The following is a 24,298-nucleotide window of genomic DNA, read 5'->3' on the forward strand; positions in this document are numbered from 1 at the left end:
CCAGTCGGTGAGCACCTGGCTATTATTAAAGCGTACAGTTTGTATTTCAACGAAAAGTATGCCCGATTAGTCAACGAGTTGGACAGGATGCAGCAAGCATTCGCGGCTGAGAAGGTCCAAGCCCTGATTACGGCCGTGCTTCAGGTGGACCGTACCAATACAGCGCTGATGCAGTTCTGGCAACCATATGTAGCGGTTCAAGCCCCAACGGCTACGGCTCTGCTGGATGCAATGCAAATGATGCTGACTGACAGGACTGCCGAACTGTTACAAGACGTTGAAGTAAAAAAGCACGACCCAAGCCGCAAAGTGGCGCTGACCAATGCCAACGCTTACGACCAAGCTTTGGTGAGTGTGAACCAGTTCGTGGCCGACTACAATAGCGCCGTAGCGCTGGTGAATGCTGCTATCATCGAAACTAAAACTGAGGATGGCCCAACGGAAGCACAATTGCTGACAAAACAGCAGGCACTGAACCTGCAAGTACTGCGCAAATCTGAGGAAATGACTTCCATTTGTGAGGACCTGCTTACTCACAGCAACCTACTGAATGCCAACAACGCGCAGCTTAAAGCCAAGCAGGAAAAACTGGACGAGTACGCACTAGGCACCTTGGCAAAGTACGGCGAACGGATAAACCATTACTTGAACAAGTTCGCGGGGTACATTCAAATCACTGTACCTAAGCATAAGTACATCGGCGGTGGGCTAGACCCATTCGTCAAATACAAGCTTAGGGTACATGACACCGACATCGCCCTGAAAGAATCGGCCGACGGTAGCCCTTCATTAAAGCACTCGCTAAGCGAGGGTGATAAAAGTGCCTTGGCACTTAGCTTTTTCCTGGCCAAACTCGACCTAGATGAGCACGTGGGCGAAAAGGTAGTAGTGTTTGACGACCCTATGTCGAGCTTCGATGCTAGCCGAAAACGCGACACCATTGCAGTGTTGGCTGAGCTAAGCAGAAACGCCAAGCAATTGATTGTACTCACCCATAACCTGTTCTTCGCCAAAGACCTGCTGCATCAACTTGGGCAAAACAGCAGTAACGTACCGTGTATAAGTTTAGAGATTAAGCATTCTGGGGCAGGAAGCATGTGGCGGGAGCATGAGATTGACGAAGAAGTCATTCACCGATTCCTTGGGGACTACCGCCGACTGGCCGACTATGTAGAAAATCAGCCTACGTTGGACGAGCATCAGAAAGTAAGTATGGTGCGTTGCATCCGTCCGGTGCTGGAAGGCTATTTCCGCTACAAGTTTGTGCGCCGGCTAGGCAAAACCGAATGGCTGGGAAACGCCTTGGAAAAAATTCGCAATGCGGCTGATAGCACCTCACCGTTCTGGCGCCTGCGCGAGCACTTGGGAACATTAGATGACCTAAACAACTACAGTAAAGAATTTCACCACGCCGACCTGAACCCGGCGGACGCTATTGATGAAGCTCAACTGCTCCGCTTTGCTCGGCGTACTCTAGACGTGGTGCAGCACATCTAAGGCCTGCATTCCTTCTCAATCCGCTGGCCGCTAACGGCTTCCGCAAATGGAGGCCGGTTAGGCCATTTTTGCCACATTTGGCCCTGGTGCGGGCTATTTGTAGCTTGCACTTTCGCCCCGCACGCTCCTATGACGAATTACGAAAAGCTTCGCGCCACTCTGCGCGAGGTCTTCATGCTTGATAAAGCTGAGCTAGACTTTGGTATCTACCGCATCCTGAACCAGAAGCGCCAGGAGATAGAACGTTTTCTGGACGACGACCTGCTGCCGCAGGTGCGCTCGGTGCTGGGCGAGCACGCCGGCGCCGGCCGCGAACAGGTGCAGCACGATTTGGACAAGGTATTGGCCGACCTGAAGGCAATGGGCGTGCCCAACCCCGACTCGGTGGAGAAAGTGGTGACGTTGCGCGAAAAGCTGGCCGCCTTTGGCGACGCCGAAAGCCTGGAAAACGACATCTTCTCGCGGCTGGCCAACTTCTTTGCCCGCTACTACGATAATGGCGACTTCATCTCGCAGCGCCGCTACAAGCGCGACGTGTACGCCATTCCCTACGAGGGTGAGGAAGTGAAGCTACACTGGGCCAACCACGACCAGTACTACATCAAAACGGCCGAATACTTTCGCTCCTACCGCTTCCAGTTGCCGGCCTCGGCCGGGGGCAAGTTTGTGGTATTCGAGTTGATAGAAGCTACTGTTGAGCAGAACAACAATAAGATACAGGGCAAACAAGAGCGCCGCTTCGCACTCTACACACCCGACCCAGTAGCCGTGGTAGACGATGAGTTATGCCTGCGGTTTGTCTACGAGCCTGTACCGAAAACACTTAAACAGGTTGAGCTGCTTCGCCAAGCATTCGAGACATTACAACCTCTGTTGCCTGAGCCATTCGCTAAGGCATTATTAACTCCTATTGACCCTAAAGCAAAGAATCCGGTCACTTTGCTTGAAAAGCATTTAACTGACTACAGTGCCCGTAACACTTTTGATTACTTCATTCACAAAGATTTAGGTAGATTCTTAGGTCACGAGCTGGACTTTTACATCAAGAATGAGGTCATCTACCTAGACGACCTCAATACAGCCAATGAGCAGGATACTCTGCGCGAGTTGAGCAAGGTAAAAGCCCTGCGCACTATCGGTCAGAAAATTATTCGTTTTCTAGCCCAGCTCGAAGGATTTCAGAAGAAACTATGGCTGAAAAAGAAGTTTGTCGTGGAGAGCAACTTCTGCTTCACCTTAGATAAGATACCTGATACTTTCTATGAGGAAATAGCTGGTAATACAGCCCAAACCGAAGAGTGGGTACGGCTTTTTGCTATTGATGAAATCCAAGCGGATGCCGTGACCGAAGGCTTTAACCGGCCGGTTAGCATCCGCTTCTTGGAGCAAAACGAACACCTACTTGTTGATACCGCTTTCTTTCCCGAAGATTTCAAACTCCGCTTGTTAGCTACAATCAAGGATGTGGCACAAGCGCTGGACGGACTATTGGTAAGCTCCGAGAACTTTCAAGCGCTGAACCTCCTGAAAGAGCGGTACACCGGACAGTTGGACTGTATTTACATCGACCCTCCATACAATACTGATGCGGGGCCAATTATGTATAAAAACGGGTACAAGTCTTCGAGTTGGGCGGCTTTGATGGACAATAGAATTGAAGTGTCTAAACCACTGCTTACAGAGAAGGGGGTAATAGCCGCTGCAATTGATGATGCCCAGCAGCGTGAACTGAGTTACATCCTAGGGGCTCACTACGGCGGCAATTTGCTTGGGACGTTCTGCGTACGCTCGAACCCTTCTGGCCGACCAACACAAGCCGGCTACGCAGTGTCGCACGAATACGTGCTCTTTGCTGGTAAATCAGATTCCTCCGGCATCAATCGAATGCCGCCTACGCCTGAGCAGATGGCGCGCTTCAATAAAGAGGACGAGGAAGGAGTATTTGAGTGGAGAAACCTGCGGCGGGAAGGCTCTAATTCTGACCGTGATGCCCGCCGTGCATTGTACTACCCCATCTACATTGCAGGTGAATCAATACGTGTACCTGAGTTAGAATGGGATGAGGATAATGAAACTTGGATTGTTAAAGAGAAACCTCAAAAAGGTGAACAAGTAGTCTATCCTAACAACGACGAAGGCGTAGAGAAAACTTGGCGTTGGGAATGGAAAACTGTCATGACTTCTCTTGAGAAAGTGGCCGTGCGACCTGACCGTACTGGCAAAGACTATATTTATTACAAACGGCGACCAAATGAAGCGGGCGTTGTTTCTGTTTCATCCTGGTTCGACGCAAAGTATTCGGCTACAGAACATGGTACTGCCCTGTTGAAGGCTCTTTTTGGGAAGTCGCCGTTTACCTATCCGAAGTCTCTGTATGCAGTAATGGACTCTGTTTACATTGGCGGTGGTTCACACCCCAAAGCCAATGTTATGGACTTCTTTGGAGGCTCTGCCACCACGGCTCACGCGGTGATGAACCTGAACCGCGAAGACCAGGGCCACCGCAAGTACATTCTGGTGGAAATGGGGGAATACTTCGACACCGTTACCAAGCCCCGGGTAATGAAAGCGGCGTACAGCAAGAACTGGAAGGATGGCAAGCCCGTGGGCCGCAACACCGGCCTCTCGCACGCGTTCCAATACCTCCGGCTGGAGAGCTACGAAGACACGCTCAACAACCTGCTGCTGCCCGAAGCCCGCCCCGAAGGCCAGCAACTGGCCCTGGAAGCCAGTCCGGCGTTCCGGGAGGAGTACCTGCTCGGCTACATGCTCGACGTGGAAAGCCGCCAGAGCCTGCTCAACCTGGAATGGTTCAACGCCCCCTTCGACTGCAAGCTGAAGGTAACGCGCCAGAACGAGGAGCGCGAAACCACCGTGGACCTGGTAGAAACCTTCAACTTCCTGCTGGGGCTGGTGGTAGAGCACCACTCGGCCCCGGCACCCGGCTTCCGGCTAGTGCGGGGTCGCACCCGCGCCACTGGCGAGGCCGTGCTGGTGGTGTGGCGCGATACCCGCCAGCACGACCACCAGGCCCTGAACGATTTCCTAGCGGCCTCGCCCCATTCGCCGCTGCGCCACGCCTACGCCACCGTATACGTAAACGGCGCGCACACCGTGCCCACCATGCCGGGCACCCCGGCGGCGGGCACCTGGCAGGTGCGGCAGATTGAGGAAGAATTCGGCAAGCGCATGTTTGCCCAAACCGACTAACTGCTATGGCTGATACTTCCCGCTTAACATCAATCCACGTCAAAGGCTTTCGCTCCATTGCGAGCCTAGACCTGCCCCTTCGCCCCCTCAATGTCCTGATTGGGCCCAATGGGGTAGGCAAATCCAACTTCATAGAGTTGTTTGGCTTGGTGCGTCAGGTCATGACTGGCCAGCTGCAGCTCTATACCCGGCAGCGGGGTGGTGCCAACCGTATTCTGCACTACGGCCGCAAGCGCACGGACAAGCTCGAAGTAGAAATCCTCTTCCCGCCAAATGGCTACAGTTTGGCGCTGGTACCCACCGATGATGACTCCTTCACGATTGCGCACGAAGTAGGTTTATTCAATACCGGCAACAACAATCGAAATCCATTCATTGAAGTGCTTACGCATCCTGGCGCGCTGGAGTCGCGGATGGCAAATCCGGTAACACGGCCAATGGCCCCCGTAGCAAAGCACGTCTACCGGGCGCTCTACGGCTGGCGTGTGTATCATTTCCACGATACTAGCCGTGACGCAGCGGTCAAACAATCGGCTGAGCGTAGCGACACGAGTGTGCTCAAGGAAAATGCCTCCAACTTAGCGCCATTTCTCTGGAACATGCGCGACGAGCACCCGCTGCACTACAAACGGCTGCTCCGCATCATCCAGCAAGTCATTCCGTTTTTTCAGGACTTCTACTTTCCTGCTGACGACGATGGCAAGGCTGATGAAAAGAAGTCGGTAAGGCTGCAATGGCAGGACAAAAACCACCCCGACACCATCTTCAATGCACATGCTTTGTCTGATGGGTCATTGCGCTTCATCTGCATCGCAACGCTTTTGCTCCAGCCCGACATTCCAGCCCTCGTGTTGCTCGACGAGCCAGAGCTAGGCCTGCACCCTGCTGCTATTGCCATCGTGGCGGGGTTACTCAGCAAAGCGTCGGACCGCGCCACGATTATCATTTCAACTCAGTCTGTTAACCTGGTGAATGAATTTTCTCCTGAAGACATCATTGTAGTTGAGCGTGACGAAGATGGCGCCTCGACGTTCGAGCGTCAATCGGCCGAAGGGTTAACGGATTGGCTGAAACGCTATTCGCTGGGAGAAATCTGGGAAAAGAATATTATTGGAGGTCGTCCATGAGTATCCGCATCAACATCACGGCCGAAGGGCAGACCGAAGAGTCATTCATCAACAACATTTTAGGGCCACACCTGGCTGCACACGGCAAGGTGGTGCATACCCGGCGGCTACGAACCAGCAAAACCCAGCGCGGCGGCTACACCAGCTTCAAAAAAGCGCAGGCCGATATTGACCAATGGCTCAAGAACGACCCTGCAGCCTGGCATACTACGCTTATTGACCTGTACGGCCTGAACAGTAAGTTTCCGGGGTATACTGCTTCCAAGCACCTGCCTGCTCACGCCAAGGTTGCTCACATTGAGCACGCGTTTGGTGCCGCTATCGGCTCTCACCGCTTCATTCCATTCATCCAACTCCACGAGTTTGAGAGTTTGCTTTTTGCAGACCCGGTAACGATGGAAGAGTGGCTGGGAATCGACCATACGCTACCGGCTAACTGTTTCTCGGCTATCCACAGCACCTATAACGGGCAGCCTGAACTCATTAATGACAGCCGGGAAACAGCCCCATCTAAACGCATTCTGAAATTATGCCCAGGCTACCGTAAAATAGTAGATGGCATAATGGTGCTGGAAGAAATAGGACTTGCAAAAATGCGTCAGCAGTGCCCTCATTTCAATGACTGGGTGACGCGCCTCGAACAGCTTACGTAACTTCTATCCTTCTTCCGAATGCCCGCATTATCCTCGGCCCTAGTGCTGAATAAATACATTCTGCACCTTTTTGGGGTGAAGGACCTCGAAGCCCTGGCCGAAAACCTGAAAGACAGCTCGCTGGAAGGCTACGACGAAAACAACGTATCCTACTTCCACCAAGAGCTGGTGAAGCGCCTGTATGCCAACCCGCTGCTGACAGCGGCGCAGCTTCGGCACTACGATGAGAATATCTTTGCGCATACCGAGCGCATCAGCCAGAAGCGACCCACGCGCATCACTTGGAAATACTTTCAGTACCTGGCCCTGCTGTTCACGGAAATCTACCTGGACCAGTATTTCGCCAACGCGGCCGGGCTGCGGCAGCAACTGGACAATTTCCGTGTCAACACTCCACAGGATAGACATACCGATTTCCGGGCTATCAAAGCCTTCGGCGAAGATGACCTGACCAAGCTCGCCTTCTGGAACGCCACGGGTTCTGGCAAGACGTTGCTGATGCACATCAACATCCTGCAGTACCGGCATTACCTGCACCGCCACGGCCGCCAGCGCGAGCTGAACCGCGTGATTGTGCTGACGCCCAACGAAGGGCTGTCGCGCCAGCACCTGCGGGAGTTTGCCGAGTCCGACCTCGAAGCCGAGCTATTCGACAAGCAAACCGGCACCCTTTTCCAGGGTCAGAAGATTGAGATAATCGACATCAACAAGTTCCGCGACAAAAGCGGCACCAAAACGGTGGCCATCGAAGCCTTCGAGGGCAACAACTTGGTGCTGGTGGATGAGGGCCACCGCGGCACGGGTGGCAACGAATGGAAACGCTACCGCGCTTCGCTGGCCGCTGAAGGCTTCTCCTTCGAGTACTCCGCCACGTTTGGGCAAGCCGTGGCCTCGCAGGCCGGCGCGTCCCAGCGCGAGCTGCTCAGCGAGTATGGCAAGGCTACCTTGTTCGACTACTCCTACCGCTATTTCTACCAGGACGGCTACGGCAAAGACTACCAGATTCTCAACCTGGACGAAGCTTGGGACGACGACAACGTGACGCAGTACCTGGTGGCCTGCCTGCTCACTTTCTATGACCAGTTGTTGGTGTTCAAAGACCACCATGCCGCGCTACTACCGTTCCTGGTCGCCAAGCCCCTGGCCATTTTCGTGGGCGGACGTGTGGCGGCCGTGCGCAAGCTGAATGAATATAAGGGTGACAAGCGCGAGGTTTCGGACGTGGTGCCACTGCTACAGTTTCTGCACACGTTCGTGCACGCTCCCGCGCAAAGCATTGAATGGATAAAGCGGCTGCTGGAACAACAGGACCCGCTGCTCGACCAGCACAACCAGGCCATTTTCCGCAATGCCTTTACGCATGTGCGGAGCCAGCGTAAAACCGCGGCCGACGTATACCGCGACCTGTTGCACTTAGTTTTTAACTCCACCGTGGCGGGCGCAGGTCTGCACCTCGACAACCTGAAGGGTCAGGATGGGGAAATTGGCTTACGTGTGGGCAATGCCCCGTATTTCGGCGTCATCAACGTGGGCGACGACGCCAAGCTGCTGAAGCTATGCGCTGACAACGGGCTTTCCGTGACGGAAAAGCCGTTTTCTACTTCCCTCTTTCAGGCCATCAATCAAGACGACAGTCCGGTAAACATCCTGATTGGCTCGAAAAAATTCTCAGAAGGCTGGAGCAGCTGGCGCGTCAGTACGATGGGCCTGCTGAACATCGGCCGAGGAGAGGGTTCCGAAATCATTCAGCTATTCGGCCGGGGCGTACGACTCAAAGGCTACCAGTTTTCGCTCAAGCGCAGCACGGCCCTGGACCTGAACAGCCGGCCCGACGAGGTACCCAGCGTGCTGCCAACATTGGAAACCCTGCGCATTTTTGGTTTGCGGGCCGAGTACATGCGGCAGTTTCGGGACATGCTGGCCGCCGAAGGCCTTCCCGACACAGAAGAACGCGAACAGTTCACCCTGCGCATTCATACCACGGTTAAGGACCTGCCCGGCAAAAAGCTGAAACTAGTGCAGGTTCAGAGCCGCGCCGATTTTAAACGCGCCGAAGTAGTCACGTTGCCCCTGAAAACAACCGTGCCTAAAGTGCTGGTTGACTGGTACCCTAAGGTGCAAATGGCAGAAAGCCAAAAGAAGTCTGGCAAGCTCGCTGCTTCTTCTAAGACGGCCAACCAGCTGACGCCGGAAAACCTGGCCTTCATCAACTGGAATGCCGTCTACTTCGAGCTGGAGAAATTCAAGAACGACCGGGGCTGGACCAATTTGCTCCTCAACCGGGACGAGCTGCCGGGTCTCTTTGCCAGCCACAGCTGGTATGAGCTATTCATTCCCATTGCGCAACTGGAAGTGAGCCACTACAACCAAGTGCGTAACTGGCAGGAAATCGTGACGGCCCTACTCAAAGGATACTGCGACAAAGCCTACAATTTCCAGAAAAGCCGCTACTACAGCCAGTTTATGGAAGTAGCTGAGCTGACCGCGCAGCACCCTAATTTTGAAAAAGAGTACCGCGTGGCAGTTCGGAAGGAGCAAACGACTCTTATCCAACAGCTGACCGCGCTACAGTCAACCCTCCTGGCCGGCCCACTGGCCAGCACCGTGACAGTAGAAAAACCCGACTTCCTGGCCTTGCACATTCCCCAGCACCTCTACGACCCGTTGTTGTATGTAGGTCAAAAATGGGGAGATGATGTGGTACAGGTAAAGCCGGTTCCGCTCAATAAGGGGGAGAAAAACTTCGTTGAGGCCGTGAAAGCGTGCGGTGAGAGCAACCCGGCATTTTTCGCGGATAAGGAGTTGTACTTGCTCCGAAACATCAGCCGAAAAGGCATTGGCTTTTTTGAAGCCAGCAATTTCTATCCCGACTTTATTGTTTGGCTGGTAGTCGGCAAGCAGCAGTATGTGTCTTTCATTGACCCCAAAGGATTACGACAGATACAAGGCTTCACTGACCCTAAAATTGCACTGCACAGCAAGTTGCGGAAGATGATTCAACCCCAGCTCGGCGACACGGAGCTGCATCTAAGCTCATTTATTCTTTCCAATACCCTGCGTGAAGAACTTACCCATTGGAAAGGTGCTGACACCCTAGCCGACTTCAATGCGGAGCATGTGTACTTTGAGAAACAAGCAGACCACGTACTTCTCATGTTGAAGGCCTCAATGGTTTAATGAGGTGCTTGATGTCGACTGTACACTTTAGCATTCTGCAGTTCCGTAGATTTACGGTGCTCGTAGGAGCGCCCTGAAAGCCCGACGTACCGCAATGGTGCGGCGGGCCTTCTTTAATCGCTAGTCGCCCTTCCTTTCACTTGTCCAATGTTCGATAACAACTCAGAAGACGAATCGGAAGTCGATTTTCCCTCGTTCGATGCTTCGTTTGCCGTGACGTATGAAGACGCGCTACGCCTGGTGCGGGGGTATCTGCGCGCTTACGAGCCGGCGGCCCTGCCGGAGCTACTGAACCGCTGCGCGGACCTGGGCGTGGCAGTTGATGCGCAGCAGCTGGACTGGGTATACTACGGCCCCCTTGTTAAGCAGGAGCCCAAACTCGTTCAGAACCTACTGGGCGTATTCGGCTACCAAGCTACCTTGCTGGGCTTTGATGTCGGGCCGATACGGGGTAAGATGCGCTACATGCTTTTCCTGAAGACGAAGGGTCGTCTGGCTCGCTTTCAACAGGAGCTGGCAGACTTTGATGCAGCAGTATAGTAGCGGTTGTTCTTCCAATCGGGCGGATTTACACGCTAAGCATTGCGTTGGCTCACGCACGGGCCACTAGAGTTGGAGCAGGATTTCTCCTTAAGGAGCGGTGCAGTTTCTCCGTATTTTTGAGCTTCCTCCTTCCTATCGTTCCTGCGCATGGACCAGCTCCGCATGATAGAATACCAGCCGCGCCACTGGCGCGTGGTGTACCCGGCAGTCGTGCTGGAGCACGAAGCGTTATTCCAGCAGGGTAAAGCGCTGCATACCTCTGCGCCGCAAGAGGCGGAGCGAATCTACCGGCGTATTATGGCCGCCTGCGGGGAGCTGCACCTAGACGCGGTTTCGCATTTGGGAATGCTGCTCAATAACCGAACGCCCGGCTTGGGCCTTACCTACCTCATGCAGGCCTTTATGCAGGCCCGGCTACTGTTTCCCAAAGCCTTTGAGGAAGGCCGGGACGTGTTGCTTTATGAGTCCACTGGTAATGGCTTCGTGCTAACGGCCTATTATGCCATGGGTGTCGAGTTGCAGAAAGCGAAGCGGTGGGCTGAGGCGCTGGCCCTATTTGAGTTCCTAGTGCTTATCAATCCAAAGGACAACCACGGGGCAGGAAGGTGGATTGCGGGCCTGAAAGAGCGGTTGGCTACCACGGGAGGCAATCCGGACCCAGCGGCAATTTCGCTGGTTAGACCTTAGCCTGTGGCAATCGACTCTGGAAAACTATGGAATCAGGTGGTGCTCCTGATGGCCTTATCGGTTAGCTTTTGGACTACATATCTAACCAAGGCCAAATCTGTGCTGTGTGGCGTCTTCGACCAGTGGAGCAGGTGCAACTTAGTCCTTAGTGGCTGCATCTCTCCTACGCGCTGTATTCTGGGTAGAACGGGCTGTTCGTTGTGTAGGCAGCGCTACGCTTTGTCGGAGTTAGCCGGCTTGGGGCAAGTCAAAGGTATGGCACGTAGGCGTAAGATGAACACTATATGCTTTATAAAAATAATAGTATTAAATAGTAAAAAAGTGCAATCACTTTTTTTGGCTTTTATGCTCTTTTTTACTGTTTTGTTTGTCTGCTTTTTGGGGGTTCTGATGGGTTTTATACCATCCCTAAAAGCTTCCTTCTCGGGAAAACTACATAGTTGGAATTTTTACTGATTGTCTTTTAAAAAAGACAAGATAGTTCACTATAAGGAGTAGAAAGCATTAAAAGGAGTTTTACCCCTACTGGCTGAACTGAATAAAAGGAGCTTTACCCCCACTTAATTCTCGATTAAAAGGAGTTTTACCCCTACCCTGGAGATGATTAAAAGGAGTTTTACCCCTACCTATTAGGAGTTGATAATTTCTTACTCCTTTTATTTCGTGTTATTTTGTCACTCTCTATCCCCAACTGTCCTTCTGCATTTGGAATCTAGCCGCTATGAGTAACAAGAAAGTGACCACCGCCTCGCTACCCCTGGGGCTGGTCTACGAGCCGCAACACAAGGAGCTGGTGAAGCAGCATTGGAACGTAACCTTCTCCCGGCAGCGGAAGATGAGCGTGCTGGCGAAGCGTATTATGGCACGGGTGCTCGACCAAATCCGGGATGATGACTTTGAGCTGCGGCCCTTCTACCAGATGCGCGTCAGCGACGTGGTAGTGGACGCCGGCGTGAAGGCCGAAACCGTCTATAAAGAGGTGGAGGGTGCTATTCTGGAACTGCTGGCGGTTATCTGGACATTCAAGAGCCCGGACTCGTCGGAGTGGCGGGCCCGCCACCTGCTCGATACCAGTAAGGATGAGACGGCCGGGTACAAAAACGGTATTATATCTATACCGCTGAATCCGGCGCTGTCCGATTACTTCATCAACGTCGCCCATTACACCAGCTACCAGCTCTCGCACTATATGCGGCTGAAAAGCTGGTACTCCATGCGGTTCTTCGAGATACTGTCGGCGTTCAAGGATACCGGCTTCTGGGAAGTTACCATTGAGGAATACCGGACGCTGATGGACTGCGGCCCGGTGCTGGACAAGCGCCAGCAGCCCAAAAAAGACAAGTCTGGCAAGGTGCTTATGAAGTACCCGCTGGTGAAAGACCTAGTGCACTACACCACCAAGGAGCCGCTGGAGGAACTGGCCGAAAGCGACGTGGCCTTTACCATGCAGCCTGTCTACGAAGCTGAGCGGGCCACCCGGGGCCGGCCCCGGATTGTGCGGCTGCGCTTTGAGTTGAATCAGAAGCAGCAAACCAAGATTCCGGCCTCCTGGCTGGCCGACCCGGTCACGGCCTCACTCATCGAGCGACTCCGCGCCTGGAAGGTCACTGACCGCAACATCGCACTTCACGCCCCTACCCTGGGCCGCGACGGGGTCAAGAAGATTCTGCGGGAATGGGACCTGAAAGCTATTCATCCAACGGACCGCATCAACAGCAAGGAAAAGTATTGCAACACGGCCATCTCGCGGGCGGCGAAGCAGCTGCTGGCCGAGCAGAAAGCCGAAGCGCTGCAGGTTCGCAAGGACCTGCAGCTTGGCCTGTTTGCGACGGCAGCCGACAAAAACTAGCCTACTCTGCGCCGCGCCTCTATGCCTCCCCTTCCTCAGACATCCTTGGCTCTGGTTAAAAGTTTGGTCCAAAAGTCGCATTTGCGCGCTACACTAAGCGGCTTTCCCGCTGCTTGGTGTAGCGCGCAAATGATAAGCGGGGCCAGCCTTGCGGTATGGAGTGAGACAGCGCTAGAGTTGGAACGGAAAACAACGCTAATCCCAGCCGGCTGGCTTAGTCCTCAAATTGGCTGTTGTACAGGTCCCCCAGCGCCTCCGCTTCGGCGTCCTGCTCATTGTCGTTTAAGTAGTCGCGCTGCTCATCCTCGGGATATTCCGGATATTCCTCGCTATCCTGGTTGTCGGCCAAATCCTCACCCGGCTGCGGCGGGTAGTCCGGTATCCAGTCCTCAGCGCGGTTGATAGCCGGATTATTCCCGTTGCTCTCGTGCGCCTGGTCGCTGGCGCTGCTCCACTGATTTAGATGCTCCTGCTCGGCTAGGGTCTGCTCGTACGCTTGATGGCGCTGGGTGGCCTCGCGTAGCTCATGCTCCCGTACCTGCTCGGCCGCGTCCCCAATCGCATAGTGGGCAGCCAGCAACTCCCATAGCTTGGCCAGCGCTCCGCTGTGCGTGTCGAGCGTATAAATCTGTTGGGGCTCGCGCTGCTGACAGTTGTAGTGCTGCACGGCCGCATGGCCGGCTAGAACTGCGTGGCGCATTGCCGGCTCCCCATCGGCCGGGAAAGCAGGGCCGGTAACGGGGTCGCACAATAGTAGGAACCGAAATTCCCGCTTAGGGTGTAGTGTTCTGAAACTGTTGTGCTCGACTGCTCCCCTCTATGCTTGGCGATCTGCTACTGCTTCTGGTTCTCCTTCCAGTATCGTTTATCCTGAACGCCCTGGCGCACGAACTTGGTCATGCCATCGCAGGGAAGCTCGTTGGCTTGACTATTCATCGAATAGCTATTGTCACAGACCTGCGAAAGGCGCCAGTGAAGCCCTTGTTTACGGTAGGTGACACTGAATTCTATTTGGCCGCTAATAGCCTAGTATCATTTATCACCACCTCAGGAGTCGCCTTCAGCCAGCACCCGCTGAAGGCCATCTTCTTTAACTTAGCCGGGCCACTCAGCGGCGCGGTAGTAGGGGCCCTGTTTGTGGTGTATGCTGTAGGGTTTACGGCCACTACGTTTGTCAACGTCATCGCTGTGTGCGTTGCTGTTTTCTACGTGATCATGGACCTGGCCAACTTAAAACCGGAACTGCAGGCGTACGATACGCCGAGCGACGGATGGAAGGTCCGCGAAGCATGGCGGCGATTTCAAGCCCAGAAGCGGGTATGAGACAGGGCTGGATAACGGTCACGCTCGCGTGGTAACCAGCAAAGGAAAGTTGCCTAGCAGAGAGGATAGAGGAAGCGGCATGCCGACTGGTGTTTGATACGCCGCGCTTGCCTTTCCGTCAGCTTGGCAGATAGCCTTACCGGTATTTGCCTTAAGTTACATGCTAAGAATGGTCGTCTTTAGGATGTAACTTTGCTCTAAACGAGGCTTTTCGTCGGCTACTCCTTTATAGTATGGACTACATTCTCTACCTGCGAGCCTCGACCCTGCGCCAGGGTCAGAGCGGGCTAGGCCTCGAGGGCCAGCGCCTGATTGCCTACCGCTTCCTGCAGCCCGGCGACCAGATTGTCGCCGAGTACATCGAAGTGGAGAGCGGACGCAAGAACAACCGGCCCGAGATGGCCAAGGCTATTGCCGAGACGAAGGCCGCTGGGGCGACTCTGCTCGTGGCCGAGATGTCGCGCCTAGCGCGCAGCGTGTATTTTACCTCGAAGCTAATGGAGGAGCGGGTCCGCTTCAAGGCCTGCGACATTCCCAATGCCGACGAGTTTACCATTAACATTTTGGCGGCCGTTGCGCAAAAAGGTGCCAAGGATATTTCCGAGTCGACCAAACGCGGGCTCGCCGCCAAGAAGGCCCGTGGCTTTACCTTGGGCAAGCCCGAAAATTTTACCGCCGCCTCGCGGGCGCTGGGCCGGGCCGTAGTGCAGCGTAAAGCACAAGAAGCATTGCCCAATAAACAGGCTCGTCGGTTGGCCACGCTACTGCGGCGCGACGGGTTGACCTTGGCTACCATCGCAGCCGAACTCAATGCGCATGGCTACCGCACACGCCGGGGCAAAACGTTTCATAAAACGTCAGTGCTACGGCTGTTGCTTTCTACTACAGAATCAATCAGCCATACGGTGACTGAAACGGGCGATGTGGCAGCGACTTTTTCTTAGTATTAGTCAACATTCCTGCCCGCTTTGCGCCAAATAAAATGGCATGCGTTAAGCCGAAAACGGCTGGAGTACCACGCCTGACTGCAGTGAAGAAACAACGTGGGATCTAGACCAAATGCGAAGTTTGGACCAGACTTTTAACCAAGGTCAATTTGGGTTCGTTGGCTGAGTGTGGTCGCGAGAGCATCTTGAAGAAAACCAAGGCCGGACAGCAGCGGGGCTTATCGTAATGTCATTCCACCATTACAAGAAGATCTGTTTAAGGTGATTACTGCTTCAGAAACTCAACAGAAATGCCCTGTAGCTTGCCAAACGTGCTACATCAGCGCAGCCGCATTCTGATTTGCCTAATATGGCCAAAACGCCACCCTTTTTCCGTCATACACAGCACCCCACGGGACTACGAGCAGCGGCCCCTGTTGCGGAGCGCTATCCCTATCATGACAATGACCAGTGTCCGATCGGACTGGCCATAAAACAGGATGGGAACTGGCAATATTACGACCTAACCACTGTCGATGAAACCCGGGCTCGCTGCCCAACCTGCGTGGGATTGGACGTAAAGGATACTGTCACTAGCCATTTCTAAGGCCTCCCGTGGGTTAGGCCAGATTTACTTCAGAATCGGCCGCTATGTTTGGCCCCGTTCAGTTCCTGCTGCCTACTGAGCACTTCTGTCGTTTCACCCTAGTTGGTACTGCATGTTTTCTCTTGCTTCCGCCCGCGCTGCGGCTGCGGCCTTACTACTGAGCTGTACCCTATCTGCCCACGCCCAGATACCTCAGTCAACCCCGTCGACGGCGCCCGCAGATACGCTCCATAAGTTTGAGCCGCTTGCCGCCGTTCCCCCTGTGGCCAAACCCTGGTACAAGGGTAAGCTGGTGAAGGCCTCGATCGTGCCGGCTCTGCTCATCGGCTACGGTGCGTATACTTTTAATGGGGGAGGATTCTATACCAACCAGCAGGCCAACCGCGACATCCACAAGCTCTTTCCCACCTACCGCACTTCCCTCGACAACATCCTCATCTTCGCGCCCTACGCCGAGCTAGGCCTGGTGGCGCTGTCGGGCGTAGAGTCGCGGGACGACCGGCTGAACACCCTGCTGGTGATCGGAAAGTCAGAGCTCATTATGCTGGCCTCGGTGTTTGCCGTCAAGAACCTCACCCGTGAAACTCGTCCCGATGGCTCCGATAATCTGTCGTTTCCTTCAGGCCACACCGCCCAGGCATTCCTGGCGGCCAGCATCGTCCATACCGAATTCCGGGATAAAAGCCAGTGGTACGGCATCGGGGCCTACACGATTGCCACCAGCGTAGCCGCCCTGCGCATGATCAACAACAAGCACTGGCAGAGCGATGTGGTGGCTGGGGCCGGATTTGGCATTCTCTCCGCCCACCTGGGGTACCTGACCCACCGCAACCGCTGGGGCCGCAAGCCGACGCTAGTGGGCTGGAATGTGGCACCGGCCTATTTTGCCGGTAACACCCCGGGCGTCTCGCTTAGCTGGCGCGCCCATTAATTACCCTCCCCAAGGATGCACGCTGCCCTGAAAAAGATTCCGGAAGTTACCCTGCTGTTTTGGGTAATGAAGATTTGCGCCACCACGCTGGGCGAGACGGCCGGAGACCAGCTGGCCCAGACCATGCACGTGGGCTACGCCATCAGCACGCTGCTCTTACTCGGTTTCTTTGTGGTGGTGCTGCTGGGCCAATTGGCGGTTCATCGGTACGTGCCGATGTTATACTGGAGTGTCATTCTGGCGACCAGTACGGCCGGGACCACGCTCTCCGATTACATGGATCGGACGCTGGGTCTGGGCTACGCCTTGGGCTCGGCCATGCTCGTTACCCTGCTGCTGCTGGTACTGGGCCTGTGGTGGCGAAGTGAGAAGTCTTTGTCGGTGACCAGCATTCGCACTCGGCAAGGGGAATTGTTCTACTGGACGGCCATTCTGATTTCCAACACGCTGGGAACCGCCCTAGGGGATTACCTGGCCGATGACTCCGGGCTGGGGTTTGCGGGCGGCGCGTTGCTGATTGGCAGCCTGCTGGCCGTAACCGTGCTGGCCTACTATGCAACCAACCTGTCGCGGGTGCTACTGTTTTGGATTGCCTTCGTGCTGACGCGTCCCTTCGGGGCTACCTTCGGCGATCTGCTGACAAAACCAGCCGCTAAACAGGGCCTCGGCTTCGGGACCAGTGGTTCCTCGCTCATCCTGTTGGGGGTGCTGGCGGCGCTGGTGGTGTACGACTCGTGGCGGCAGCGGAGCGCGGCCTGGCAGGACCACTATAATGCGTCCGGCCCCGCCCACTAATCTTCGCCAGCCGGGCACGCATCCGTAGCCGTCTCCATCTGACCGTATGACGTTTTCCACGCTGCTCGGGTACGCTCAACTGCTCTGGCGGCAGCACCGCCGGTTGCTGCTCACCCTGCTGCTGGGTTTTATCCTGCCCTGGGTTGTCTTTCTGAAAGTTGGACAGGAAGTCTGGGAAGACAAGGGCTTTCTGCTGGATCGGCTGATCCTGCAAGGGCTGCACCACTTTGAAAGCCCTGGAGGCGATGCGTTGGCGGTATGGCTGGCCCAGGCAGGCGGCACCCGGTGGACGCCCCTGCTGGAGGCCGCAGTATTAGCAGGCCTGTTGCTGGCCCGACAATGGCGGGCGGCGCTGTTTTTTCTGGTGGCCGTGGGCGGGGCTGGCCTTCTGAACCTGTTTGCCAAACTGCTGTTGGCCCGCGCCCGGCCCGACTTCTGGGTATCTATTGCTCCGGAAACCTCCTACAGCTTTCCCAGCGGCCACGCCATGGCCGCCACTGCCCTGGCTCTGACCCTGGGTATTCTGCTCTGGCCCACCCGCGGCCGCTGGGTGGCGGTGGTACTGGGGGCGGCCTGGGCCCTGCTGATGGGCTGGTCACGCATGTACCTGGGGGTGCATTTTCCCTCCGATGTGCTGGCCGGCTGGGTTGGCTCTGTCGGCTGGGTCTGGGGCGTGCATCTGCTGTTCTCCCGAGTAGGCCTTGATCTGCACAATCTGTGGACTGATACCCGATCCTACTGGCAGCGGCCTCACCGCTAAATTCCTTCCGCAGTTATGCTGGACGGGGAGGCTTCTTTTTGCCGTACTCTTTCTATGCCTGCCGGACCCTCCTAATGTATGGGGACCGGCAGGCTTTTTCATGGGTAATGGGTACGCTGCCGGTAATAAAACACGTCGGACAGATTTGCTTTAGAATCCAGTTTTATCCTTGCGTCATTGATCTTCATCAAATCTTCATTAAATGAATTTATCCCATTCACTGCTTCAATAAGAAAGTCAATACGCTTCTATGCATGTTTTAATTCTATTTTAATCTAGTCGAATATCCTAAGTAACCTTCTGCTTTTATTGCCATTTCGCTTTCCCGCTGTCGTCATGAACAAGCCACCTAATCTCCTTTTTTATCTTCCGACACTAGCTCGGCCCTGGTTTACGTGCGGGCTGCTGGTGCACGTACTCTTATTTGTTTCCAGTTGCGTCAGCACGAAACCAGAATATACCCGGGACCATATTGCGCAACAGTTGCAAGCTCGTGCCGGCTACGAGTTGGGACCGGGTCGCTCACCTGATGCCCCCACCCCCGCGCTGCCCAACCTGCAGGACGGCCTGAGCGAAGAGGAAGCCGTCGGGCTGGCCCTCACCCGCAACCCCGCGTTTCAGGCCGACCTGAGCACGCTGGCCCTGGCCCAGGCCGATTTGCAGGACGCCGGCCTGCTCGCCAACCCGGTACTGTCGGGTGTGACGTCCTATGGCACGGCCCCCTTTGCTCTGGCCCTGAACTTCGCCTCTGACCTGCTCTGGCAGCGGCCGGGCCGGGTGGGTGCTGCCCAGCTCGAAACGCAGCGCGTGGCCGAAAGCTTGGTCAGCCGGGGTTTGCTCGTGGGCCGCGACGCGCAGGTATCCTACACCGACGTGACCCTGGCCGATGAGCGGCTGCGCATTGCCAGGGAGGCCATCGTCATGCGGGCCGAGGTGGCGCGCATCGTCCGCTCCCGCTACCGGGTAGGCGAGGCAAGTGAGCTGGAAACCGTAGCCCCCAGCGCCGACTCGCTCCGGGCCGTGGACGACTACTACCGCGCCCGCCGCGACGCCCGGGTAGCCCGCCTGCGCCTGCTCACGCCCCTGGGCCTGGATTCGCTGAATGCCGACTCCCTGCGCTTCACCGTGGCGCCGGCCGCCGGGGCCGTGGTGCCCCCGCTGCCTGCCCTGCTGGACTCGGCCTACGCGGCCCGGCCCGACCTGTGGGCGGCCCGCACGGGCATTGAGGCTATCGGCAAGCGGCTGAAGTGGGAACGGAGCCGGGTATTTTCCTTCGTGCTCTCGCTCAATGCCCGCCTCAACGACCCCAACCCTGTGCACTTGGGGCCGGGCGCGGCCGTTGGGCTGCCTATCTTCAACCGCAACCAAGGCCGCATTTCCCGAGTGAAGGCCGAGCTGGAGCAGGCCTCCTGGCAGTACCTGGCCCTGCGCCAGACCGTGCGCCTCGACGTGCGCGAAGCCTACGCCCAGTACGAACAGGCCACCCAGAGCGTCGCGCTGTGGGAGCAAAGCTACCTGCCCAGCCTGCAGGACGCGCTGCGCCGCTCCACTAAAGCCTTCATCAACGGTGACTTCCCCTACGTGCAGGTAGCCGAAACCACCCGCCAGCTGCTCGACGCCCGCCAGCGCGCCGCCGATGCCCGTGCCGATAAGCGCCGGGCCCTGGCCCGCCTCCGCTACGCTGTGGGCGGAGCCCGCTTCTAACGTTTTCAGACCTACTCTTTATGTTCGCACCCACTGTATTCGTTGTTTCCAGCCGCATCGCGCTGCTTGGCCTGCTGGGCTGCGCCGCCTGCGGCAAAGGGGAAAAACCCAAGGCCATCAGCCCTTCCGAGGTGAAAAACCCGGTCAAGGAATCGGAGCTGACCACCGTGGTCATTACGCCCGAAGCCGAAAAGCGCCTCGGCATCCGCACGGCCGTCATCACGTCCGACAACGTGAGGGCCACCCGCGAGGTTGGCGGTGAGATTCAGGCCGTGCCGGGTCAGGCCGTGACCATCGTGGCGCCCGTACAGGGCACGCTGCGGGGCGGAGCGAGCCTCACTGCCGGCCAGCGGGTACGCCAGGGCCAGACGCTCTACAGCTTGGTGCCCCTGCCCCCGGAGCGCGACCTGCTGACCCTCAACCAGGGCACGGCCCAGGCCCGCACCCAGCTGCAGGTGGCCCAGGCCCGCCTGAGCCGGGCCGAAGACCTGCTGGCCGACCGCGCCGGCAGCGTGCGGGCCCGCGACGACGCCCGCGCCGACGTGGCCCTAGCCCAGCGCGCCCTGGCCGACGCCCGCGCCCGGCAAGGCGCTATGAGCGGCTCTACCGGCGGCGGCCAGGCCCTGCCCATCAAAGCCCCACTCAGCGGCGTGGTGCAGCGCGTGACCGTAGCCCCCGGCTCGCTCGTGACGACGAACACCGTGCTGCTGGAGCTGGCGGCCCTGAATAAAGTGTGGGTGCGGGTGCCCTTGTTCGTGGGGGATTTGCGCCGCCTCAGCGCCGGGCAGACGGTGACGGTGCGCCCGCTGAACGGCGGCGGGGCCCGGCAGGCCCGGCCCGTGGAAGCGCCCACCATCGGCGGTACCGCCGGCACGGCAACGGCCGACGTGTTCTACGAAATTGACAACACCGACGAAGCTTTCCGGCCCGGCGAGCGGGTGGTGGTGGACGTAGCCCTGGGCACTGCCAACGCCACTCCGGGCAGCGCCGGAGCAACCGCCGCTACCACGCGCGCCCTGACCATTCCGGCCGCGGCCCTGCTCTACGACGCCTCGGGCGGGCAGTGGGTGTACGTGCGCACCAAACCCTTGCAGTACACCCGGCAGCGGGTGGAAGTGCAGCGCACCGTAGGCGACCAGGTGGTCATTTCCCGGGGCGTACCGGCCGGCGCCGAAGTCGTCACCGACGGCGCGGCGGAGTTATTCGGCACTGAATTCGGCGGTAGCCATTAACGGTGAAATGGTGAGGTGGTGAAATTGTGAGTTTGCCGTTCTGACTGCCCCATTCGGGTCGCCGGAGCTCTTCCTTCGCAACTCCGCCACTTCACAAATTCACCACTTCCCAATCTTACCCTATGAAGTGGATAATAGAATCGGCCCTACGGCTGCGACTGGTGGTCGTGGTGCTGTTTGGGGTGCTGCTGGTCGCGGGCCTGCAGGTAGTGCGCAATACCCCGCTGGACGTGTTTCCCGAGTTTGCCCCGCCCTACGTGGAGGTGCAGACCGAAGCGCCCGGCCTCTCGACGGCCGAGGTGGAAGCCCTGGTCAGCGTGCCCCTGGAAAATGCCCTGAACGGCACGCCCGACGTGAAGAAAATTCGGTCTAAATCGGTGCTGGGGCTTTCCTCGGTGGTGCTCTACTTTCCCCAGGGCATCGACATCAACAACGCCCGGCAGGCCGTGCAGGAGCGGCTGGCGCGGGTGGCGCCCACGCTGCCCGGCGTGGCCCGGCCCCCGGTCATGCTCTCCCCGCTGTCCTCGACGAGCCGGGTGCTGAAAATTGGCATTTCCTCGGATAGCCTCACCCAAGTCGAAATGACGACGCTGGCCCGCTGGAGCATTCGCCCCCGGCTGATGTCCGTGCCCGGCGTGGCCAACGTGGCCATCTGGGGGCAGCGCGACCGGCAGCTGCAGGTGCTGGTGAATCCCGAGCAGCTGCGCACCCTGGGCCTCACGCTGGCCGAGGTGGAAAAAGCCGCGGCGGATGCCACCACCCTGGCCGGCGGGGGCTTCATCGACTCGCCCAACCAGCGCCTGGCCGTCTCGCAAAGCTCGGCTATTCAGTCGGCCGCCGACTTGGCCCAGATGCCCGTTACCTTTCGCAACGGCGTGAGTTTGAAGCTGGGCGAGGTGGCGCAGGTGGTGGAAGGCTTTCCCGCCCCCATCGGCGACGCCGTGATTAATGACGGCCCGGGCCTGCTGCTTATTGTAGAAAAGCAGCCCGGCGCCAACACCCTGGACGTGACCCGGCAGGTAGAGTCGGCCCTGAACGCCATGCGGCCGGGATTGAAAGGCCTGGAAATCGACTCGACCATCTTCCGGCCCGCCACCTTTATAGAGATGTCGCTCAGCAACCTGAACCAGTCGCTGCTCATTGGCTGCGTGCTGGTGGTGCTGGTGCTGCTGTTCTTTCTCTACGAGTGGCGCACGGCGCTGATCAGCGCCCTGGCCCTGCCGACCTCGCTGATTGCGGCGGCGCTGGCCCTGCGCTACTCGGGCAAAACCATTGATACGATGGTGCTGGCCGGCCTCATCATTGCCCTGGGCGAAGTGGTGGACGACGCCATTATCGACGTGGAAAATATCATGCGGCGGCTACGGCTCAACCACGAAGCCGGCTCGCCCAAATCAGCCTTCGCGGTGGTATATGAAGCTAGCATGGAAGTGCGCTCGGCCGTGATTTACGGCTCGGTTATCGTGGCGCTGGTGCTGCTGCCTATCTTTTTGCTGCCGGGCTTGTCGGGCGCGTTTTTCCAGCCGCTGGCCTTTTCCTACGTGCTGGCCATCTTGGCGTCCCTGTTCGTGGCCCTGACTTTGACGCCGGCCCTGGCCCTGATCCTGCTGCCCAAGGCGGCGCAAAAGGAGTCCAAGGACTCGCCGGTAGTAGCGTGGCTCAAACGCCACTACGCCCGGATGCTGCCCGGCCTGCTGGCCCGGCCCAAGCGCGTTGCCTGGTCGCTGACGGCCGCGGCCGTGTTTTCGATGCTCACGCTGCCGTTTTTTGGCCAGGAGTTTCTGCCTAACTTCAAGGAGTACGACTTTCTGATGCACTGGGTAGAGAAGCCCGGCACCTCGCTGCAGGCCATGTCACGCATCACGGTGCGGGCCAGCAAGGAGCTGCGCGCCATTCCCGGCGTGCGCAATTTCGGGGCTCACATCGGGCGGGCTGAGGTTGCTGATGAAGTGGTCGGCCCGAACTTCACCGAGCTATGGATTTCCGTGGACCCGAAGGTGGACTACGAGCAGACGGTGGCCAAAATTCAGACTGTGGTGGACGGCTACCCCGGCCTCTACCGCGACCTGCTAACGTATCTGCGGGAGCGGATCAAGGAGGTCCTCACCGGCACCTCGGCCACCATCGTGGTGCGCATCTTCGGCCCCGACCTCGACCAGCTCTACACCAAGGCCAAGGAAGTGGGCAGCCAGCTTGAAGGCGTGGACGGCGTGGTGGACCTGAAAGTGCAGCAGCAAACCCTGGTGCCCCAGATCCAAGTGAAGCTCAAACCCGAAGCCGCGGCCCGGTTCGGGTTGAATCCGGGCACCGTGCTCCAGGCCATTAGCACGCTGGTAAAAGGGCGCAAGGTGGGCGAAATCTACCAGGAGCAGAAGATTTTTGACGTGTCCGTGTGGGGGCAGCCCGCCGTGCGCGCCGACTTTGGGGCCGTGCGCGACCTGCTCATTGGTCTGCCCGGCGGCGGCTCGGTGCCCCTGCGCGAGGTGGCCGACGTGCTCATCGTGCCCACGCCCAACGAAATTACCCGCGAGGCCTCCTCCCGTCGCATCGACGTGACCCTGAACGTGCGGGGCCGCGACCTGGGCTCCGTGGCCCGCGACGTGCAGGCCCAGGTAGATGGGGTGGCCTTCGGGCCGGGCTACCACCCCGAAATCCTGGGTGAGTACGCCGAGCGGCAGGCTTCCCAGAACCGGATGCTGCTGCTGGTCGGCCTCTCGCTCATCGGCATCTTCCTGGTGCTCTACACCGACTTCGGCACCCTGCGCCTGGCCACGCTGGGGCTGCTGAGCTTGTTTTTCGCCGTGTCGGGCTGCCTTTTGGCCGCGTTTCTAACCGGCGGTGTCCTGTCGCTGGGCTCCATTGTGGGCTTTATCACGGTGCTGGGTGTAGCGGCCCGCAACAGTATTATGCTCGTAAGCCACTACCGCCACCTGGAGCTGGAGGAAGGCATGCCCTTCGGTAAGGACCTCATCATCCGCGGCTCCCTGGAGCGGGTGTCGCCCATTATCATGACGGCCCTGACCTCCGTGCTGGCGCTGCTGCCCATCATCGTGGCCGGCAACGAGCCGGGCTCCGAGATTGAGCACCCGATGTCGGTGGTGATTCTGGGCGGCGTCATCACGTCCACGGTGCTCAACCTGCTGGGCATGCCGGCCCTGTACTGGGCCTTCGGGCGGAAGCAGGACTCCCAGCCGATAACAGCGGATTCCACCGTTTCGTAGCAGAAGCAGTTGCTGCGCGGTGGTCAGCAGCAACAAACTGCGGACAGGATTATCTG

The 24,298-nt window shown here is 57.6% G+C and carries 17 protein-coding genes; 16 read left to right on the forward strand and 1 reads right to left on the reverse strand.

Annotation, left to right across the window (positions count from 1 at the left end):
* The 8 genes from I5L79_RS20945 to I5L79_RS20980 form a co-directional block, all read left to right on the forward strand.
* On the forward strand, window positions 1-1,497 hold a 1,497-nt coding region (locus tag I5L79_RS20945), incomplete at its 5' end, for an AAA family ATPase (RefSeq protein WP_231403246.1).
* Between the two features lie 129 nt (window positions 1,498-1,626).
* The gene (locus I5L79_RS20950) at window positions 1,627-4,707 is read left to right on the forward strand and encodes a site-specific DNA-methyltransferase (RefSeq protein WP_196957042.1); all 3,081 of its coding nucleotides are present in this window, start codon (window positions 1,627-1,629) and stop codon (window positions 4,705-4,707) included.
* A gap of 5 nt (window positions 4,708-4,712) precedes the next feature.
* Window positions 4,713-5,834, forward strand: coding sequence for an AAA family ATPase (locus I5L79_RS20955; protein ID WP_196957043.1), 1,122 nt, complete (start codon window positions 4,713-4,715; stop codon window positions 5,832-5,834).
* The gene (locus I5L79_RS20960; protein ID WP_196957044.1) at window positions 5,831-6,487 is read left to right on the forward strand and encodes a DUF4276 family protein; all 657 of its coding nucleotides are present in this window, start codon (window positions 5,831-5,833) and stop codon (window positions 6,485-6,487) included. Before I5L79_RS20955 ends, I5L79_RS20960 begins: the two co-directional genes overlap by 4 nt.
* 18 nt (window positions 6,488-6,505) lie before the next feature.
* Window positions 6,506-9,664 carry a DEAD/DEAH box helicase family protein gene (locus I5L79_RS20965; RefSeq protein WP_196957045.1) on the forward strand — a complete coding sequence of 1,053 codons (3,159 nt, stop codon included), beginning with the start codon at window positions 6,506-6,508 and terminating at the stop codon, window positions 9,662-9,664.
* Window positions 9,665-9,811: 147 nt separating this feature from the next.
* A complete protein-coding gene (locus I5L79_RS20970; RefSeq protein ID WP_196957046.1) occupies window positions 9,812-10,204 on the forward strand; it encodes a hypothetical protein in 393 nt (130 codons plus the stop codon).
* A 150-nt stretch (window positions 10,205-10,354) separates the two neighbouring features.
* Window positions 10,355-10,894, forward strand: a complete 540-nt coding sequence (locus tag I5L79_RS20975) for a tetratricopeptide repeat protein (protein WP_196957047.1) — start codon at window positions 10,355-10,357, stop codon at window positions 10,892-10,894.
* A 721-nt stretch (window positions 10,895-11,615) separates the two neighbouring features.
* Entirely contained in the window at window positions 11,616-12,743 is a 1,128-nt protein-coding gene (locus I5L79_RS20980; RefSeq protein WP_196957048.1) for a replication initiation protein, read from the forward strand.
* A gap of 214 nt (window positions 12,744-12,957) precedes the next feature.
* Here the strand turns inward: I5L79_RS20980 and I5L79_RS20985 are convergent, their stop codons facing one another.
* The gene (locus I5L79_RS20985; protein ID WP_196957049.1) at window positions 12,958-13,494 is read right to left on the reverse strand and encodes a hypothetical protein; all 537 of its coding nucleotides are present in this window, start codon (window positions 13,492-13,494) and stop codon (window positions 12,958-12,960) included.
* 68 nt (window positions 13,495-13,562) lie between these two features.
* Between I5L79_RS20985 and I5L79_RS20990 the strand changes: the two genes are divergently transcribed.
* The 8 genes from I5L79_RS20990 to I5L79_RS21025 all read left to right on the forward strand — a co-directional run bounded on the left by I5L79_RS20990 (window position 13,563) and on the right by I5L79_RS21025 (window position 24,242).
* Window positions 13,563-14,066 carry a M50 family metallopeptidase gene (locus I5L79_RS20990; RefSeq protein WP_196957050.1) on the forward strand — a complete coding sequence of 168 codons (504 nt, stop codon included), beginning with the start codon at window positions 13,563-13,565 and terminating at the stop codon, window positions 14,064-14,066.
* 233 nt (window positions 14,067-14,299) lie between these two features.
* Window positions 14,300-15,010: a recombinase family protein gene (locus I5L79_RS20995; RefSeq protein ID WP_196957051.1), complete on the forward strand. Its 711-nt coding sequence runs from the start codon at window positions 14,300-14,302 to the stop codon at window positions 15,008-15,010.
* Window positions 15,011-15,861: 851 nt separating this feature from the next.
* A complete protein-coding gene (locus tag I5L79_RS23695; RefSeq protein ID WP_196957052.1) occupies window positions 15,862-16,530 on the forward strand; it encodes a phosphatase PAP2 family protein in 669 nt (222 codons plus the stop codon).
* Window positions 16,531-16,545: 15 nt separating this feature from the next.
* Window positions 16,546-17,325 carry a COG4705 family protein gene (locus I5L79_RS21005; protein ID WP_196957053.1) on the forward strand — a complete coding sequence of 260 codons (780 nt, stop codon included), beginning with the start codon at window positions 16,546-16,548 and terminating at the stop codon, window positions 17,323-17,325.
* 46 nt (window positions 17,326-17,371) lie between these two features.
* Entirely contained in the window at window positions 17,372-18,085 is a 714-nt protein-coding gene (locus I5L79_RS21010; protein WP_196957054.1) for a phosphatase PAP2 family protein, read from the forward strand.
* Between the two features lie 483 nt (window positions 18,086-18,568).
* Window positions 18,569-19,789, forward strand: a complete 1,221-nt coding sequence (locus I5L79_RS21015) for a TolC family protein (RefSeq protein WP_196957055.1) — start codon at window positions 18,569-18,571, stop codon at window positions 19,787-19,789.
* Window positions 19,790-19,809: 20 nt separating this feature from the next.
* Window positions 19,810-21,021 carry an efflux RND transporter periplasmic adaptor subunit gene (locus tag I5L79_RS21020; RefSeq protein WP_196957056.1) on the forward strand — a complete coding sequence of 404 codons (1,212 nt, stop codon included), beginning with the start codon at window positions 19,810-19,812 and terminating at the stop codon, window positions 21,019-21,021.
* 122 nt (window positions 21,022-21,143) lie between these two features.
* Window positions 21,144-24,242 (forward strand): efflux RND transporter permease subunit, encoded by a 3,099-nt coding sequence (locus tag I5L79_RS21025; RefSeq protein ID WP_196957057.1) that lies wholly within the window; start codon window positions 21,144-21,146, stop codon window positions 24,240-24,242.
* Window positions 24,243-24,298 lie beyond the last annotated feature (56 nt).

This window comes from Hymenobacter guriensis, assembly GCF_015773195.1.
GTDB classification, from domain to species: Bacteria; Bacteroidota; Bacteroidia; order Cytophagales; family Hymenobacteraceae; genus Hymenobacter; species Hymenobacter guriensis.

Excerpts from the sequence above, each read along its gene's own strand:
- I5L79_RS20950 (WP_196957042.1), top strand. The coding sequence starts at position 1,627 with ATGACGAATTACGAAAAGCTTCGCGCCACTCTGCGCGAGGTCTTCATG.
- I5L79_RS20955 (WP_196957043.1), top strand. The coding sequence starts at position 4,713 with ATGGCTGATACTTCCCGCTTAACATCAATCCACGTCAAAGGCTTTCGC.
- I5L79_RS20960 (WP_196957044.1), top strand. The coding sequence starts at position 5,831 with ATGAGTATCCGCATCAACATCACGGCCGAAGGGCAGACCGAAGAGTCA.
- I5L79_RS20965 (WP_196957045.1), top strand. The coding sequence starts at position 6,506 with ATGCCCGCATTATCCTCGGCCCTAGTGCTGAATAAATACATTCTGCAC.
- I5L79_RS20970 (WP_196957046.1), top strand. The coding sequence starts at position 9,812 with ATGTTCGATAACAACTCAGAAGACGAATCGGAAGTCGATTTTCCCTCG.
- I5L79_RS20975 (WP_196957047.1), top strand. The coding sequence starts at position 10,355 with ATGGACCAGCTCCGCATGATAGAATACCAGCCGCGCCACTGGCGCGTG.
- I5L79_RS20980 (WP_196957048.1), top strand. The coding sequence starts at position 11,616 with ATGAGTAACAAGAAAGTGACCACCGCCTCGCTACCCCTGGGGCTGGTC.
- I5L79_RS20990 (WP_196957050.1), top strand. The coding sequence starts at position 13,563 with ATGCTTGGCGATCTGCTACTGCTTCTGGTTCTCCTTCCAGTATCGTTT.
- I5L79_RS20995 (WP_196957051.1), top strand. The coding sequence starts at position 14,300 with ATGGACTACATTCTCTACCTGCGAGCCTCGACCCTGCGCCAGGGTCAG.
- I5L79_RS21005 (WP_196957053.1), top strand. The coding sequence starts at position 16,546 with ATGCACGCTGCCCTGAAAAAGATTCCGGAAGTTACCCTGCTGTTTTGG.
- I5L79_RS21010 (WP_196957054.1), top strand. The coding sequence starts at position 17,372 with ATGACGTTTTCCACGCTGCTCGGGTACGCTCAACTGCTCTGGCGGCAG.
- I5L79_RS21020 (WP_196957056.1), top strand. The coding sequence starts at position 19,810 with ATGTTCGCACCCACTGTATTCGTTGTTTCCAGCCGCATCGCGCTGCTT.
- I5L79_RS21025 (WP_196957057.1), top strand. The coding sequence starts at position 21,144 with ATGAAGTGGATAATAGAATCGGCCCTACGGCTGCGACTGGTGGTCGTG.